Here is a 13,432-nt window from a genome sequence, read left to right as displayed (position 1 = left end):
ATGAAGGCGGAAGTTCCTTTTACATTTGCTCGACAAATCCCACATGCGAGACGCAAGTTATGTATTTTTAAGATAGAAAGTAGGAGATTTTCATGTTTCATGTCGAAAAACAGTCTGGCGATCCTTCAAAAGACTATCAATTGCTTGTCAAACAGGTAGAAGCCATTACAGATGGTGAACCTGATCTGATTGCCAATTTGGCAAATGCAGCTGCGCTACTCTATCACTCACTTCCTGAAGTCAATTGGGCAGGGTTTTATTTAGCAAAGGGCGGCGAGCTTGTGCTTGGACCATTTAACGGACTGCCTGCATGTGTGCGCATCCCTTCTGGAAAAGGTGTTTGCGGTACAGCCTTTGCGACAGGTGAAGTGCAGCGTATCGCTGATGTCCATGCATTCCCTGGACATATTGCCTGTGATGCCGCATCGCAATCTGAAATAGTCATTCCGCTCAAGGTCAATGGACAGATCATTGGGGTACTCGATATTGACAGCCCTGTGAAAGACCGCTTCAGTGAAGTAGATGAGACCTACCTTATTCAATTTACAGAAATTCTCCAACAGGCGTTATCCGTCTCTACGGATGCGTAATCATGCAGAAAAAGCAGGCACATTGTCTGCTTTTTTATGTTTCTTTATATAATGAAGAACGTCACCTTTGCCTCTAAATAGGTTGACTTCTCCTACCCAGCGTCATATAATAGAGTTTGTGTGAAATATGGCAGCCTTTTTGTTCGGCTTTTTTGTATCATTTTGTTCCTTCTATATTATGAAGGTGTATCTTGTAACTCCCTGCTGCTGGAGCGAGGATGCATGAAAACATAATGACGAAAAAGAGGAAGAACAGACGGTTTTTATTTTTCACAAATAAAAACAATAAGGAGGAGTCACATTATGGCTCGCTATACAGGTCCAAGTTGGAAGATTTCCCGCCGTTTAGGCATTTCATTAAGCGGAACAGGTAAGGAACTTGAAAAACGCCCTTACGCTCCAGGCCCACATGGTCCAGGACAACGCAAAAAACTTTCTGAATATGGTTTACAATTACAAGAGAAGCAAAAGCTTCGTCACATGTACGGTGTCAACGAACGTCAATTCCGTACACTATATGACAAAGCTGCTAAACTTCCTGGTAAACAAGGTGAAAACTTCATGATCCTTCTTGAAACTCGCCTTGACAACCTAGTATACCGTCTTGGCCTTGCTCGCACTCGCCGCCAAGCTCGTCAGCTAGTAAACCATGGTCACATCCTTGTTGATGGAAGCCGTGTAGACATCCCATCTTTCTCTGTGAAACCAGGTCAAACGATTGCTCTTCGTGAGAAATCTCAAAACCTTGCAGTAGTGAAAGAATCAGTTGAAGTAAACAACTTCGTTCCTGAATACCTTTCTTTCGATGCTGAAAAGCTTGAAGGAACTTTCACTCGTCTTCCAGAGCGTTCTGAATTAGCGCCTGAAATCAGCGAACAACTAATCGTTGAGTTCTACTCTCGTTAATTTCATTACTTCTCTAAGACAGAGCAAACAAACCCTAGATCCCTTGATTGTTCAAGGATTTCTAGGGTTTTTTGTTTCGGGTCAAACATATAAAGTAAAAGCAAATGTATGACAGTGTTTAACCGCATCCTTTTTATGTTATAATACAAATAGACTTAGCGTAAAATAAAAGAAGCCAGGATGCTGTCACATCCCGGCAATGCACAAATGCTTGGCTCAAAGTGAGCTGGCTAGAAGGTACGCAATAAATGGACCTACCCTACAAGTTGTCTAGGCTCAAAGGGTGGTCTATTTCTTTTTGTCTATATACGTCAACAAAGCAAGTATAAACATCCCAAATAAAAACATAAGGGATAATGCTTGAAAAGTTGACATAGGCGTCACCCCCTTTCAAGGGGATTTAGCCAAGACCACCTTTGAGTAAGCCGTACATTTGTACATTCTCTATTATACATGAGATTATTGGAAGAAACCTCCCATTTTCAAAAACCACTTTTCCTCGACCATCCCCTCCATTTCTACTTCAATCAAACCTGTCTCTATTTTTATATACAAATATAGGAAATATTTCATTGAAGTTCCTTTTTTCTATTGGTACAATCATGATAGATGACATATCAGTCGTATGGTCTTCTATAGTACTTAGATGGAGGAGTTCCATGTATAGTATCACGATTATTCTATTCTTACTTTTAACCTTATCAGTGATTGCCTATTCTCTTCTAAGAAAAAAACAGATTATAGATGAGCCACCCAATAGATTTGCTGCAAGTCTGTTTATCTTCCTGCTCTTTTTTTCTATCTGCTTTGTGATCGCGGTTTCAAGTGTATTGCTATACATCACCGTTCTAGGCGTGAATTTTCTTTTTGGAGAAACCATCACGTATGATTCGTTTTTTTCTTTGATCTCTTTCTCTTTGTTCGTGAGTGTTATCGTCGTTTTTTGGTCACCTGTCCTTCTATTCATAGGAAAAGGACTGGCTTATCTCCTTAAACTTCCTGTATGGCTCACTTATGCTTTGGAATGGGTGAGTTCTTGGATCGTTTTATATCTCTCTATCAAGTATGTCCTTTACTTAAACTTAATGAATGTATCGATAGGGGATGACGGCGTATTGATTTTATCATTCTTTGTCAGTTTTTTATTTATTGAGATTGATCTCGTTTACTCACGTAAGAAACAACGAAAACAATCGCTGGACACATATACTTAGCATAAAAAAAGCTCCTAGATTTCTTCCTAGGAGCTTTCAAACGTTCATTCTGGACTTGTCCATTTTGCGATGAGCTGCTCTGTTGTCATGACAGTCGCAAATTCATCATGCAGGGTTGCAAGTGAGAGCCGGTGGATCGTTTCTGGGTCAAAATATGTACCGTTTTGATCTGTTAGTCCAAATGCGGCTGTTGCATCTGAGATCAAGTACGTATCAAAGCCAAGATTTCGCTCATTCTTGTGGTCGTTGATACGCAGTGAGGGGTTGTTAATCCTGCAATTACGACCGTGTCAATCTGATTTGACCTTAGTTGTTCCTCCAAGCTTGTACCTATAAAGCTGCTGTTGACTTTCTTTTGTATCACTGTTTCTTCCTCTAGCGGTTTAGCCATATCTTTGAAAAGGTGCCCTTCATTTGCTGGATGAAATACAGAGTCCGGATTGTCGGATGTATGCTGAATATGAATCACTTTCCAGCCTTTCTCTCGCCAAAACGCCAATAGCCTGCTGATATTTCCCTCTGCCCCTAGGTTATTGCGTTCTCCCCATTTTTCATGCTCGAACGCTTTTTGTACATCTACAATGATAAAAGCCTTTTGATTCGTTTTCACAAACGCCCACCTCCGAATATTCACATTCACTACATGTAGTGTAAGGAATGAGGATCGTTTTGTACATGTTTTTATTTGGCTATGTACGATGTTTTGTCTGTTTTTGCATCATCGTTTTGCCTCCTTTATCAATATCTCTTTTACCTAGCAGCCGCCATGTGCCAACTGACATAAAAAAAGACAGCATATGCCGCTGTCTTTTTTTGTTTTTTAATTCGTATTCTGTCCTCCGCCGTTCAGTCCTTCTTTAATATACCCTTTCACTTGGCTTGAGGTTAATAGACCGATATGGCCAACGCCATGGATCAGGATGTTTCTTGCGCCGATTAAACGAGAGAGGCTGTTGACGACAATAAGATCTGCTGAGCTATAGACGGATGTGTAAAGAATTTTTTGATTTGGATCTGTGCCTGGTAATGCTCTGCTTGAAACGAGTCCGTTTGCTCCACCAATTGTGACAACGTTCTCAATTTTATCGCCGCCATCTAGATTCTTAATATAATATAGCGTGTTCGCCCCGCCCATACTATGAGCCACAATATCTACTTTTTTGGCACCCGTTTTGTCTAACACATCTTTGACGAATCTCGATAGACGCGGACCATTGTTGCGGTTATTTCCTGTTTTGTCTATGAAATCAATAGCATATAATTGGTTTCGATCCCAGCCTTGTCCAATCAAGTAATTTTTAATAGAAAAAAAGTTATAAGAGGCACCACCAATGCCGTGCACCATCACAACTGGATTATGCTCAGCCGCCTTCACCTCTTTCGGCTGGATAAAAGCCATTGAACCAATCACCAATGCAAGCGCAATGAGAATTTGCAAACTCCTTTTCTTAACGAACATCACTTTCATTCCCCCTTATTCATCTTATACGACTCTATTTTATACAAGAAAAATATGTCAGAAAAGTGAACAAGGTAATGTTTATGAGATGATTTTACAAAAATATAAATAATCAAAAAGCACCTTGGACTTTTTTAAATTAAAACAAAAAGACTACGAGACCCTCTTTCTTTCATATATAATGTCAAATAGACAAAAGGAGGTTCTACTAAATGCTATTTACTCAAACACCTTCACCACCCTATTATGCCGTGATTTTCACATCAAAACGAACAAATGTCGAACAGAAACAATACGATGCGGCTGCTCAAAAATTGGAAGAATTAGCGAAAGATCTAAATGGGTTTCTTGGAATAGAAAGTGTACGAGATGAACATGGTGTTGGAATCACTGTCTCTTATTGGGATTCATTAGAAGCCATCAAAGAATGGAAAGCACACACAGCACATCAACGTGTTCAAAAAAAGGGGAAAAAAGATTGGTATGAATCCTATACAACTCGAATTTGTAAGGTAGAACATGCTTATACAAACAAAGATTCACTCCTTGAACAAGAAGCAGACGAATAAGCTACTTCTACATAAAAAAGAAAAGCACCTCAATGTACACGAACATTTGAGGGGCTTTTCCATGATGCTTACTGTTTCATACTTTATTTATACGTCACGAGGAAGTATTTCTTTTTCCCTCTTCTTAAAACAGTAAATTGGTTTTCAATTCGGTCGTCAGCTGAAAGAACATAATCTTTATCTGTTTGTCTCTCTCCGTTGATGGAGACAGCACCATTTGTGATATCTTCACGTGCTTGACGCTTTGATGGAGACAGCTTTGATTCCACAAGGATATCGACAAGTGTTAATTCTTCTGTGCTGCTTTTCTCCATTGATGGAACATCTTTAAAGCCTACTTTCACTTCTTCAGCTGTAAGAGATTTGATCTCACCTTTAAATAGCGCATTTGAGATGTTAACAGCCTGTTCTAGTGATTCACGGCCATGTACAAGTGTTGTCACTTCCTCTGCTAGACGGCGCTGCGCTTCACGCTTTTCAGGTGCTGTTTGCACTTTTTCTTCGTACGATGCGATCTCTTCTTTTGATAAGAACGTAAAGTATTTTAAGTATTTCACGACATCACGGTCATCTGTGTTGATCCAGAATTGGTAGAACTCGTATGGAGACGTTTTTTCTTTATCTAACCAGATGGCGCCGCCTTCTGTTTTACCAAACTTTGTGCCGTCTGCTTTTGTGACAAGCGGCATCGTCAGACCGAATGCTTTTGCCCCTTCTGCTTCAGACTTACGGATCAGCTCAAGTCCAGATGTGATATTTCCCCACTGGTCACTTCCGCCGATTTGCAGCTTACAATTTTCATTTCTGTAAAGGTTTAAGAAATCTAAAGACTGCAGGATGACGTAGCTGAATTCTGTGTAAGAAATCCCTGTTTCGATACGTGAGCTCACGATATCTTTTGCCAGCATGAAATTCACACCGAAGTTCTTTCCAATATCACGAAGGAACGTGATGACATTCATTTGGCTGATCCAGTCGTAGTTATTCACGATGACAGCTGGATTCTCGCCTGCTTCAAAATCAAGAAATTGAGACAGCTGTCCTTTGATTTTTTCTGACCACTGTTCGACGATTTCTGCTGGATTGAGTGAACGTTCTGCTTTTTTGAAGCTAGGGTCACCAATGAGTCCAGTTGCGCCGCCAACAAGAGCAATCGGATGATGACCTGCTTCTTGGAATCTACGTAATGTTAAAATTGGCAATAGATGACCAATGTGTAAGCTGTCAGCTGTCGGATCAAAACCGGAGTATAGTTTGATTTTCTCTTCTGCTAACAATTTTGTTAAACCTTCTTCATCAGTTTGCTGCTGAATTAATCCTCTGAACGATAGCTCTTCCATCAATTGACTCATTTCCAAATCTCCTTTTTTTACAATTCAACATAAAAAACGCCCCTTCGAATGAACGAAGGGACGATATATATCGCGGTACCACCCTGCTTAAAAGACAAAAAATCTCGTCTTTTCACTTACACTGATAACGGACAGATCCGTTCTTTCACTAATCAGGGCATGCTCCTTTTCGTAAAAGCGGTTCGTGAGGGTAATTCGAATATCTCTTTGTACTGACTTGCACCAGCCGTCAGCTCTCTTCAACAGGGAAAGATCATTCTACTGAATCTCAGTCAAAACCTTTTCATATTCAACTAATGTCATTTTTAACACACTTTTGATATCAAGTCAACTGATGAAAAATTTAATCTTCCATTGTCGAAAGGTCGCCAGCAGGTAAATTCAGCTCCCACGCCTTTAGCACACGTCTCATAATTTTTCCGCTTCTCGTTTTCGGCAGTTTGTCTTTAAACTCAATTTCCCGCGGTGCCGCATGTGCTGCGAGTCCTTTTTTCACAAACGTACGAATCTCTTCTTTCAGCTCATCTGTCGGCTCATATCCACTTCTAAGCGCTATAAATGCTTTAATAATTTCACCGCGGACCGGATCTGGCTTTCCAATGACACCAGCCTCCGCAATAGCTGGATGTTCGACCAGTTTACTTTCCACCTCAAATGGACCGACCCGCTCTCCTGACGTCATGATGACATCATCGACACGTCCCTGGAACCAAAAGTATCCGTCTTCGTCCATATAAGCTGAATCTCCTGAAACATACCAATCTCCCGGCATAAAGTAAGATTCATATTTTTCAGGATTGTTCCAGATCGTATGCATCATAGAAGGCCAGCCTTTTTTAATCGCAAGGTTGCCCATCCGGTATGGCGGAAGTTCATTTCCTGCATTATCGACAATCGCCGCTTCTACGCCTGGAATCGGTTTTCCCATCGAGCCTGGCTTGATGTCCATGCATGGATAATTACAAATCAGCTGTGCTCCGGTTTCTGTCATCCACCAAGTGTCGTGAATCCGTTTGCCAAAAACAGCATCTCCCCAGCGGATGACTTCTGGATTAAGTGGCTCTCCCACACTTAAGACATGTCGGAGCGAGCTGAGGTCATATTTTTGAATAAGATCATCCCCTGCCCCCATGAGCATTCTAAAGGCGGTCGGGGCACTGTACCAAACGGTTACACCGAGTGATTCAATGGTTTCATACCACGTATCAGGATTAAACCGGCCGCCTAAAATCACATTCGTCGCCCCATTTAACCACGGTGAAAAAATACCGTACACTGTGCCTGTAACCCAGCCTGGATCAGCTGTACACCAGTAAACGTCATCTTCTTTCAAGTCAAGCACCCATTTACCAGTCTGACCTTGCTGGACCATTGCACCATGGACATGAAGCACACCTTTTGGCGTACCAGTAGATCCTGATGTGTAATGAAGCAGGAAGCCGTCTTTTTCATCCATCCATTCAATCTCAAGCTCCTTTGCTGCCTCCTCAAACGCCTTTTCATAGTGAATTGTCCGCACACCATCGACGTCTTCGTTTTCACCGCCGACAATGACGACAGATTCAAGCTTCGGAAGCTCTGCAAATGGAATTCGCTCGAGCAGATCAGGTGTTGTCACGATTACCTTTGCCTCGCTATTCTCTAAACGGTCTTTGACAGCACCTTCCATAAATGCCTCAAATAACGGGCCAACGATCGCTCCAATTTTAACCGCACCAAGCAGAAGAAAATAGAGCTCAGGTGATCTTGGCATAAAGATAAACACGCGATCCCCTTTTTCCACATGTGCCTTTTCTCTGAATAGATTCCCCGCTTTGTTTGTGTTGATTTTCATATCCCTGAACGTATACTTTTCATCCCGCTGTGAATCTTTGTAGTGAAGCGCCACCTTGTTCTGACGAAACGAGTCCGCATGTCTGTCAATCGCTTCATAGGCTGCATTTATTTTTCCTGTTTCATACCAGGAGAAGTTTTTTCTAGCTTCCTCCCATGAAAAATCTTTGTATGCCTGCTCATAATCATTTAAATGATAATCCCCTTTTACTGATGGTAGCGTTTCCAATTTCATCAAACAGTCCCCCTTTGCATACGTTTACAATGACCATTATAGTATAGATGACTTTTTTTCTCAATTTTTAAAAAACTTCTGATGAAACCGTTTTAATTATTGCAAGATTTAAGATAGAATAGAGACGACTCACTAGAATTAGGGGCGGTGGATACGTGGAGCATCCTAAAACTTATTATTCAAAAACCATTGAGCGAGAAACAGGTTTCATCCTGATTGAAGGACCGGTACCTGCATCAGAGCTTGCGAACTATACGTTTCATGAAGGACTAACGGCATTTCGCACGCCTGAGGAACAGAAACAAGCACTTGTTGAAATAGCAGATCTTCCAGAAGGACGTATTATCATTGCAAGAGCGAATGAGCTCGTCGTAGGCTATGTCACGTATTTGTATCCTGATCCACTTGAGCGCTGGTCAGAGGGCAAAATGGACAATTTAATTGAGCTTGGCGCGATTGAGGTCGCTCCTCCATTTAGAGGATGCTCACTTGGCAAGCATTTGCTTGATGTGAGCATGATGGATGAACAAATGGAGAATTACATCATCATTACAACCGAATATTACTGGCATTGGGATTTAAAGGGGACAAATAAAAACGTTTGGGAGTACCGCAAAATGATGGAGAAAATGATGAACGCAGGCGGTCTTGTCTGGTTTGCAACAGACGAGCCAGAGATTAGCTCACATCCAGCCAATTGTTTAATGGCCAGAATTGGGAAACATGTGAGTCCTGATTCGATCGAGCGTTTCGATCGTCTTCGCTTCCATCAGCGCTTTATGTATTAACGTTCAATTCGTTTTTTTGGCAAAGGGGATTGGTAAACAATGATGATTGAACAAATTATGGAGCGTGATGTGATCACGCTGCGAAAAACCGATACGATTGAAGAAGCCATTCAAAAAATGAGTGCACACCACATACGGCATATTCCGATCGTATCTGATCAAGGATCTGTCATTGGGATGGTGACAGATCGAGATATTAAAAATGCCAGTCCAAGTATTTTTGAAACAGAGAAAAGAAAGCTCTTTATTCAGCGGCCAGTCGAAGAGATCATGGTATTAGAGACGATCACTGCTCACCCGCTTGATTTCGTTGAGGAGATATCAAGTGTCTTTTTTGAGCACGGAATTGGCTGTCTTCCAGTGGTGAGACGCGGCAAGCTTGTAGGCATTATCACAAAAACAGATCTGCTTCGTACGTTTGTAAGACTGACAGGTGCAGATCAGCCTGGATCGCACTTAGAGGTTGAAGTGGAGCAGATGACTGAAGGCCTCGCAGACATTACGGCCATTTTAAAGGAGCAGCATATTCAATTGCTGAGTGTACTTGTGTACCCTCATGCCAATGAGGCTTCTAAAGTGCTCGTATTCCGCCTTCAAACCATTCATGCAGATCATGTGACGAAGCTGATTCGCGCAAAAGGCTATAAGGTGCTCTGGCCTATGGAGCAGACGATCAAATGAAGGAAGCGACCTTTGTTTTTTCACCATCTTTTCAAACGTACCAATTTAACCAAGATCATCCCTTCAATCAGCTTCGTGTCTACTTAACTTATGATCTTCTTCAAAAAATGAAGGCGTTAACAGAGGATGAAATCGTCGCACCGCGTATGGCTACTCTGGAGGAATTAAAGCTCGTCCATACAGCAGATTATATCCAGGCTGTGCAGCGAGCAAGTGAAGGAAAGCTGTCTACAGAAGAGGGTGAACGCTACGGTCTTGGCACTGAGGATACACCGATGTTCGCAGGCATGCATGAGGCGGCATCTCTCCTTGTTGGCGGAACATTAACAGCGGTTGATCAAGTGATGCTCGGTCATTCGCAGCATGCACTCAATCTTGGCGGCGGGCTTCACCACGGATTCAAAGGGCGTGCATCTGGCTTTTGTATTTATAATGACAGCTCTGTGGCGATTCAATATATTCAAAAGACATATGGCGCTAGAATTTTATATATTGATACGGATGCTCATCACGGCGATGGTGTCCAGTTCAGCTTCTATGACGACCCAGAGGTATGTACAGTCTCCATTCATGAAACGGGACGCTACTTGTTCCCTGGAACCGGACAAGTACAGGAAAGAGGCCACGATAAAGGCTATGGCTACGCCTATAATATTCCGCTAGATGCATTTACGGAAGATGAATCCTTCCTCGAAGCATACCGAACAGCAGTGACTGAGATTGCTGCTTTTTTTAAACCAGATGTGATTTTGACGCAAAACGGGGCTGATGCACACTACTATGATCCGTTAACTCATTTATCTGCCACCATGAAAATATATGAGGAAATTCCTAGACTTGCCCATGAGCTTGCGCATCAATATTGTGATGGCAAATGGATCGCTGTTGGCGGAGGGGGATATGATATTTGGCGCGTCGTTCCAAGAGCCTGGAGCCGTATTTGGCTTGAGATGAAAGGCATTACACCGCCAGATGAGCTGCCTCAGGACTGGATTCGGGCATGGAATAAGCAATCGCCTGTTACCCTTCCACCTACATGGAAAGATCCTGACGATTTATATCCACCGATCCCAAGAAAAGCAGAAATCACAGAAAAAAATGCTCAAACAGTAGAAAAAGCACTCATGCCTGTTAGAAGAGAAAAGAAAAAGGCATAAGAAAAGCAGGCTTTCCCTCATAAGGTAAGCCTGCTTTTTTGTTTTATTTTGTTGATTGTCTTTCTTCAATTCTGTGCGGAAGCTCAACAATTTGATCGTCCACTTGTTCTTTGTTCATCAGCTTTGTGAGCAGTCTCATGGCAACAGCACCAATATCATATGTCGGCTGAACAACTGTTGTCAGCTGAGGACGCACCATGAGAGAAAGTCTTGTGTTATCGAAGCCAATCACTTCTAAATCTTCAGGAATGGATACCCCTCTGTCTTGTGCTCCATGAATGACACCTAGCGCCATTTCATCTGTAGCTGCGATAACAGCTGTCGGCTTGTCAGACTGCTCAAGCAGATGAGCAAGTGCTTCAATTCCAGAATCGTAAGAGTAATCGCCCTCAGCAACGAGTGCATCGTCAAACGCGATGCCCGCTTCTTCAAGCGCACGCTTATAACCTGCAAGTTTTCTCACGGAATTAATTGGTTCTGACATTGGACCAGAAACAAACGCAATACGTTTATGTCCTTTTTCAACTAACAGCTGAACTGAATCATAAATGGCCTGCTCATAGTTGATGTTGACAGATGGTGTTTGAGCCTGCTCTTCAACAGATGCTGCAAGAACAATCGGAACAGGAGAGCGCTTAAATTCTTCCACATGCACGTCTGTGATGTTTCCGCCCATAAAGACAATTCCGTCTACTTGTTTACCGAGCATCGTATTTAACAAATGAAGCTCTTTATCTGTATTTTGATCTGAATTGCTCAAAATGATGTTGTATTTATACATCGTGGCGATATCTTCAATACCGCGTGCTAATTCCGAATAGAAGATACTAGAAATATCAGGGATGATGACCCCAACTGTCGTTGTTTTTTTACTTGCAAGGCCTCGTGCCACTGCATTCGGACGATACCCAAGGCGATCAATCGCTTCAAGCACCTTTTTTCTTGTTGTTGGTTTTACGTTTGGATTACCATTTACTACGCGTGATACCGTTGCCATACTTACATTTGCTTCTCTTGCTACATCATATATTGTAACATTATTCACATAAATCACTCCTTCAAATACACTTCATATCTATAGCATTCACCAATTGTATAGAGACATGTCAGATACGAGGAAAATAATATCCTATTTGTCATTAAAACGATGAAAAGAGACACATAATTTTTCAATCTACATCAAAATGACATTCTTTTATGAAATTATACACGTTTTTTTGTCATATGAAAACGTTCCCTTTCTTTTTATAACTAAATTAAACAAACTTTAAACAGCTTGTTACCTGTAATTTGAATCATATTTCATAAAAAACCATCGAGAACGCCAGCTATGACAATGATCTTAACAGATTCTATCGATTTTTAAAAATGAAAACATTGTGAACAAGCTCTTTTTGAGCTTGCAATGCGCTTTCTTCCTTTCATTTCCAAACTTCATCGTATTTTCTCCAAAAAAAAACCGCCGGGCAGTCATCCGGCGGCTATTTCTATTTATGATTACGCGTGAATGTTGACAAGTGGTCTTAGCGCATCTAACCATTTTTCGAATTGTGGAATGTCCATTTGCTGCGCTGAATCAGATAGAGCAACAGATGGATCTGGATGTACTTCTGCCATAACACCGTCAGCTCCAATCGCAAGAGCTGCTTTTGCTGTTGGAAGGAGAAGATCTCTACGTCCAGTTGAATGCGTCACATCAACGAAGACTGGTAAATGTGTCTCTTGTTTCAAGATTGGCACTGCCGAGATATCTAGTGTATTTCTTGTCGCTGTTTCATATGTGCGGATACCGCGCTCGCAAAGGATGATTTGATCATTTCCTTGGGCGATGATGTATTCAGCTGCATTGATGAATTCAGAAATGGTCGCTGCAAGACCGCGTTTTAAAAGAACTGGTTTCTTCACGGAACCTGCTTCTTTTAACAGTTCGAAGTTTTGCATGTTACGCGCCCCAATTTGGATGACATCAATATGCTCAATCGCTTCTTCAATATGAGCAGGATTAACAATTTCACTAATGACAGCAAGACCGTATTCATCCGCTACACGCTTTAGAATCTTGAGACCGTCTACACCAAGTCCTTGGAAATCGTATGGACTTGTACGAGGTTTAAATGCGCCTCCACGAAGTAGTTTTAACCCTTGCTGTTTCGCTGCTGCAGCTACTTCTGCAACTTGCTCGTAGCTTTCAACGGCACATGGTCCAACGATGAAGCGCTGCTTTCCATCACCGATCGCTTCCCCATTGATGTTCACGATTGTGTTTTCTGGTTTTTTCTTACGAGAAACAAGAAGTGCTTTGCTGTGGTCATCTTCTTGAAGCTCTAGACCTGCTTTGAAAATCTCTTTGAAAATATGCTGAATCGTTGAGTTTTCAAATGGTCCATCATTTTCTTCAAGAATTTGGTTCAGCATTGTGCGCTCTCTGACAGGATCATAACGGTTGACACCTTGCGCTTCTTTCGCTTTTCCAATTTCTTTTACAATGTTTCCTCTTTCATTGATCAGTTTTAAGATTTGAAGATTTAGTTCATCTGCTTGCTGCCTCAATTTTTCTAGTTCATTGTTGCTCATTTTTGTCATCCTTTCCTCTGCCTGTTCTCGCTTTTTATTTTTTCATTCTTGCATGATAGGGTTTATTATAAACA

The 13,432-nt window shown here is 41.7% G+C and carries 13 protein-coding genes, 1 pseudogene and 1 other annotated feature; of the genes and pseudogenes, 7 read left to right on the top strand and 7 right to left on the bottom strand.

The features are described from left to right. The first annotated feature begins 92 nt into the window (after positions 1-92). Entirely contained in the window at positions 93-590 is a 498-nt protein-coding gene (locus tag AWT60_RS07565; RefSeq protein WP_024426170.1) for a GAF domain-containing protein, read from the top strand. Between the two features lie 303 nt (positions 591-893). Beyond that, complete coding sequence (rpsD, locus tag AWT60_RS07560; RefSeq protein ID WP_024424838.1) at positions 894-1,496, top strand: 30S ribosomal protein S4; 603 nt, start codon at positions 894-896, stop codon at positions 1,494-1,496. Between the two features lie 288 nt (positions 1,497-1,784). On the opposite strand, the gene AWT60_RS18515 is transcribed toward rpsD, so the two are convergent. Continuing rightward, a complete protein-coding gene (locus AWT60_RS18515) occupies positions 1,785-1,871 on the bottom strand; it encodes a putative holin-like toxin (RefSeq protein WP_017358303.1) in 87 nt (28 codons plus the stop codon). 284 nt (positions 1,872-2,155) lie between these two features. On the opposite strand from AWT60_RS18515, the gene AWT60_RS07555 reads away from it, so the two are divergent. Next, a complete protein-coding gene (locus tag AWT60_RS07555; protein WP_041107273.1) occupies positions 2,156-2,710 on the top strand; it encodes a hypothetical protein in 555 nt (184 codons plus the stop codon). 44 nt (positions 2,711-2,754) lie between these two features. Here AWT60_RS07555 and AWT60_RS07550 read toward each other — a convergent pair. After that, a pseudogene (locus AWT60_RS07550) lies at positions 2,755-3,320 on the bottom strand (cysteine hydrolase family protein). 210 nt (positions 3,321-3,530) lie between these two features. Then, on the bottom strand, positions 3,531-4,172 hold the full coding sequence (locus AWT60_RS07545) for an esterase/lipase family protein (RefSeq protein WP_163114906.1): 642 nt from the start codon (positions 4,170-4,172) through the stop codon (positions 3,531-3,533). Positions 4,173-4,381: 209 nt separating this feature from the next. Here AWT60_RS07545 and AWT60_RS07540 point away from each other — a divergent pair, with 209 nt between their 5' ends. Next, positions 4,382-4,738 (top strand): antibiotic biosynthesis monooxygenase family protein, encoded by a 357-nt coding sequence (locus AWT60_RS07540; protein ID WP_087976517.1) that lies wholly within the window; start codon positions 4,382-4,384, stop codon positions 4,736-4,738. 83 nt (positions 4,739-4,821) lie between these two features. On the opposite strand, the gene tyrS is transcribed toward AWT60_RS07540, so the two are convergent. Together tyrS and acsA are read right to left on the bottom strand one after the other, a co-directional pair. Continuing rightward, a complete protein-coding gene (gene tyrS / locus AWT60_RS07535; RefSeq protein WP_024424846.1) occupies positions 4,822-6,090 on the bottom strand; it encodes a tyrosine--tRNA ligase in 1,269 nt (422 codons plus the stop codon). Positions 6,091-6,143: 53 nt separating this feature from the next. Continuing rightward, positions 6,144-6,375, bottom strand: a binding site (T-box leader). A 58-nt stretch (positions 6,376-6,433) separates the two neighbouring features. Next, positions 6,434-8,158, bottom strand: coding sequence for an acetate--CoA ligase (gene acsA, locus AWT60_RS07530; RefSeq protein WP_024426174.1), 1,725 nt, complete (start codon positions 8,156-8,158; stop codon positions 6,434-6,436). A gap of 155 nt (positions 8,159-8,313) precedes the next feature. On the opposite strand from acsA, the gene AWT60_RS07525 reads away from it, so the two are divergent. The 3 genes from AWT60_RS07525 to AWT60_RS07515 are packed head-to-tail and all read left to right on the top strand — an operon-like array spanning position 8,314 to position 10,784. Beyond that, positions 8,314-8,946 (top strand): GNAT family N-acetyltransferase, encoded by a 633-nt coding sequence (locus AWT60_RS07525; protein ID WP_218677091.1) that lies wholly within the window; start codon positions 8,314-8,316, stop codon positions 8,944-8,946. A 39-nt stretch (positions 8,947-8,985) separates the two neighbouring features. Continuing rightward, complete coding sequence (locus AWT60_RS07520) at positions 8,986-9,627, top strand: CBS and ACT domain-containing protein (RefSeq protein ID WP_024424849.1); 642 nt, start codon at positions 8,986-8,988, stop codon at positions 9,625-9,627. After that, positions 9,624-10,784, top strand: a complete 1,161-nt coding sequence (locus AWT60_RS07515) for an acetoin utilization protein AcuC (RefSeq protein ID WP_041086662.1) — start codon at positions 9,624-9,626, stop codon at positions 10,782-10,784. Before AWT60_RS07520 ends, AWT60_RS07515 begins: the two co-directional genes overlap by 4 nt. Before the next feature lie 43 nt (positions 10,785-10,827). Here AWT60_RS07515 and ccpA read toward each other — a convergent pair whose 3' ends face one another. Then, entirely contained in the window at positions 10,828-11,829 is a 1,002-nt protein-coding gene (gene ccpA / locus AWT60_RS07510) for a catabolite control protein A (RefSeq protein WP_024424851.1), read from the bottom strand. A 452-nt stretch (positions 11,830-12,281) separates the two neighbouring features. Next, positions 12,282-13,358: a bifunctional 3-deoxy-7-phosphoheptulonate synthase/chorismate mutase gene (locus AWT60_RS07505; RefSeq protein WP_034279528.1), complete on the bottom strand. Its 1,077-nt coding sequence runs from the start codon at positions 13,356-13,358 to the stop codon at positions 12,282-12,284. Between the last annotated feature and the right edge of the window lie 74 nt (positions 13,359-13,432).

It is taken from the genome of Bacillus sp. F2HM (assembly GCF_019266135.1).
In the GTDB taxonomy this organism is placed as follows: domain Bacteria; phylum Bacillota; class Bacilli; order Bacillales; family Bacillaceae; genus Bacillus; species Bacillus safensis.
The sequence above is the reverse complement of the archived record's forward strand: the minus strand, read 5'-3'. Positions and strand labels throughout refer to the sequence as shown.

What these genes read in the sequence shown, in the direction of transcription:
- AWT60_RS07565 (WP_024426170.1), top strand. Translation starts at nt 93, where the DNA reads ATGTTTCATGTCGAAAAACAGTCTGGCGATCCTTCAAAAGACTATCAA.
- rpsD (WP_024424838.1), top strand. Translation starts at nt 894, where the DNA reads ATGGCTCGCTATACAGGTCCAAGTTGGAAGATTTCCCGCCGTTTAGGC.
- AWT60_RS18515 (WP_017358303.1), bottom strand. Translation starts at nt 1,871, where the DNA reads ATGTCAACTTTTCAAGCATTATCCCTTATGTTTTTATTTGGGATGTTT.
- AWT60_RS07555 (WP_041107273.1), top strand. Translation starts at nt 2,156, where the DNA reads ATGTATAGTATCACGATTATTCTATTCTTACTTTTAACCTTATCAGTG.
- AWT60_RS07540 (WP_087976517.1), top strand. Translation starts at nt 4,382, where the DNA reads ATGCTATTTACTCAAACACCTTCACCACCCTATTATGCCGTGATTTTC.
- tyrS (WP_024424846.1), bottom strand. Translation starts at nt 6,090, where the DNA reads ATGAGTCAATTGATGGAAGAGCTATCGTTCAGAGGATTAATTCAGCAG.
- acsA (WP_024426174.1), bottom strand. Translation starts at nt 8,158, where the DNA reads ATGAAATTGGAAACGCTACCATCAGTAAAAGGGGATTATCATTTAAAT.
- AWT60_RS07520 (WP_024424849.1), top strand. Translation starts at nt 8,986, where the DNA reads ATGATGATTGAACAAATTATGGAGCGTGATGTGATCACGCTGCGAAAA.
- AWT60_RS07515 (WP_041086662.1), top strand. Translation starts at nt 9,624, where the DNA reads ATGAAGGAAGCGACCTTTGTTTTTTCACCATCTTTTCAAACGTACCAA.
- AWT60_RS07505 (WP_034279528.1), bottom strand. Translation starts at nt 13,358, where the DNA reads ATGAGCAACAATGAACTAGAAAAATTGAGGCAGCAAGCAGATGAACTA.